The organism is Mesorhizobium sp. M7A.F.Ca.AU.001.01.1.1 (genome assembly GCF_004022735.1).
Taxonomy (GTDB): Bacteria; Pseudomonadota; Alphaproteobacteria; order Rhizobiales; family Rhizobiaceae; genus Mesorhizobium; species Mesorhizobium ciceri.
In genome coordinates, this window is the sequence record NZ_RZPF01000864.1 from 1 (window position 1) to 2410 (window position 2410).

2 protein-coding genes and 1 pseudogene are annotated in these 2410 nt (G+C 61.0%); 2 read left to right on the plus strand and 1 reads right to left on the minus strand.

The window, feature by feature from the left end; all coding sequences use genetic code 11:
* Positions 1-1234: bifunctional rhamnulose-1-phosphate aldolase/short-chain dehydrogenase (locus tag EN884_RS33080; protein WP_128361010.1), on the minus strand; the 1234-nt coding region annotated here is incomplete at its 3' end.
* A 185-nt stretch (positions 1235-1419) separates the two neighbouring features.
* Between EN884_RS33080 and EN884_RS33085 the strand changes: the two genes are divergently transcribed.
* Positions 1420-2229 carry a DeoR/GlpR family DNA-binding transcription regulator gene (locus tag EN884_RS33085; protein ID WP_063170034.1) on the plus strand — a complete coding sequence of 270 codons (810 nt, stop codon included), beginning with the start codon at positions 1420-1422 and terminating at the stop codon, positions 2227-2229.
* Between the two features lie 55 nt (positions 2230-2284).
* A pseudogene (locus EN884_RS39910) lies at positions 2285-2410 on the plus strand (rhamnose ABC transporter substrate-binding protein); the annotation flags it as partial.

Consider the following 2410-nt stretch of genomic DNA (forward strand, 5'->3'; position numbering starts at 1 on the left):
GTGCAGGCAGGCCGACATAAGACGACACGGTGGAGGCGCCGCGCATGACGTTGATGGCGTTGACATAGAATTCGCCCGAGATGCGCGCCGTCGCCTTGTCGCCGGCGAAGGTGAACATGCCGACGCCGGGCATCAGGTAGACGACGGCATTGGGATCGCGGATGGCGGGCGAGTCCGGATGCTTGCAGCTGTCGTAATAGGCCTGGTAGCCAACGCGATATTCGGCGATGTCGTCGGCAAGACGCGCGATGACGGCATCGACATCGGGCTTTGCCGGATCGAATTCGATGACCAGCGGGCGGATCTTGGTGCGCAGGAAATGGTCGGGGCATGAGGTGCCGAGTGCCGCCAGCGGGCGCAGATCCCTGGAGTTGACGAATTCGAGCACAGCAGTGGAATCGTCGAAATGGCCTGTTTTGTGGCTCCTTTCCGAGATCAGGCCGCGAATCCTCGGCATCAGTTTGGCCGCGATGGCACGGCGCTCAGTGGCGTCGAGCGACTTGACCGCTTCACCGCCGAAGATAGCGACACCCTCGGAGCGGCGCTCGAACCATTCGATCGCCTGGTTGATCACTGAGATCGTCGTCTCGTAGCATTCCCTGGGGGTGTCGCCCCAGGTGAACAGGCCGTGGCTTTCCAGGATGACGCCCTTGGCGGCTGGGTGTTCGAGGCAGAATTTCTCCAGCCACAGGCCAAGTTCGAAGCCAGGGCGCTTCCACGGCAGCCAGCCGATGGCCTCGCCGAAGATTTCTTTCGTCAGCGCCTTCGAATCCTTCGCCGCGGCAATGGCGATGATGGCATCGGGATGCATGTGGTCGACAAAGGGCTTCGGCACGTAGGCATGCAGCGGCGTGTCGATCGAAGCCGCACGCGGATTGAGGTTGAAGGTGCAGTGCGGCAGGAAGCCGACCATCTCGTCTTCGTGCTCGACGCCGCGATAGAGGCCTTTGAGCGCGCGCAGCTTGTCCATGTAGAGCGTGGCAAAGCCGTCCAGCTTGATCGAGGCGCTGTCGCCGCCCGATCCCTTGACCCACAGCACTTCGACATCCTCGCCGGTGAGCGGGTCTTTCTGCCAGATCTTCGACGACGTGTTGCCGCCGCCATAGTTGGTGACCCGCTTGTCGGAACCAAGTGTGTTCGAACGGTAGACCAGAAGTTCCGGCCCGCTCATGGCGTGAGCCTTGGCCTCGTCCCACAGATTGGCGAGGCGCGCGCCGGTGCGCTTGTCGAGCATAAGAAATCCTCCCGAAGGCACGCAGAAGGCGCGGCCATTTGGCCCCGAATTTCCACGGAAGCGCTCGGCTTGTCAATCACAAACGATCAATATCGATCATACTGCACTGCACAATGAAATTATATGATCGGAAATGATTGACACTGCGCGTTTTGGGTGCCTAGATGCCCGGGCAGGGAGGAACCATGCACGAAAAAGAGCGCCACAGGATCATTCTGTCCGCCGTCCAGGAAAAGCCTGTGGTGACGGTGCAGGAGATGGTCGACCTGACGGAGTCCTCCGAGGCGACGATCCGGCGCGATATCGCGGCTCTCCACGTCCAGAAGCGCCTGCGCCGCGTGCGCGGCGGCGCCGAGGCAATCTCGCCGCCGCAGTTCATCGGGCTGGCCGGCCGGCCCTTTTCCGTCAACGAAACCATCAACGCCTCGCAGAAGCGGGCGATTGCGCGTGAAGCGGTCGAGCTGTGCAACGACGGCGAACCGATCATCATCAATGGCGGCACCACCACCTTCCAGATGGTGCATTTCCTGACCGGCCGCCGCATGCCGATCTTCACCAATTCGTTCCCCATCGCCGAGCATTTGCTCAAGCATTCCAAGAATACGGTGATGCTGTCGGGCGGCACCATTTATCGCGAGCAGAACATCATCCTGTCGCCCTTCGACAACGACGTGACGCGCAATTTCTATGCGCGCCGCATGTTCATGGGTGCGCAGGGTCTGGGGCCGCTCGGCCTGATGGAGGGCGATCCGCTCTTGATCCAGGCGGAGCAGAAACTGATCGACCAGGCCGACGAGTTGGTGGTGCTGGTCGATTCCTCGAAATTCCGCAAACGCTCCAGCCTCATCCTGTGCGGCCTGTCGCGCATCGCCACCGTCATCACCGATGACGGCATCGACGATCGTGAAGCCAAGATGCTGGAGACCGCCGGCGTGACGCTGATCGTCGCCCGCACATCCGCAACCAACAAGGAAGAATCTTCACTGCAGGCCTGAGGCCAACTCGCGCTCGCAGCGGCGATGGAATGCAACGCTCAAGGGAGGAAATTCGATGAGCTTCTTGAAGAAATTGATGGTGACGGCTGCATTCTCGGCCGCCATGTTCGTGAATGCCGCCTATGCCGAAAACGTCAAGATCGCGCTGGTGGTGAAGTCGCTCGGCAACGGCTTCTTCGAT

What these genes read in the sequence shown, in the direction of transcription:
- EN884_RS33085 (WP_063170034.1), top strand. Translation starts at nt 1,420, where the DNA reads ATGCACGAAAAAGAGCGCCACAGGATCATTCTGTCCGCCGTCCAGGAA.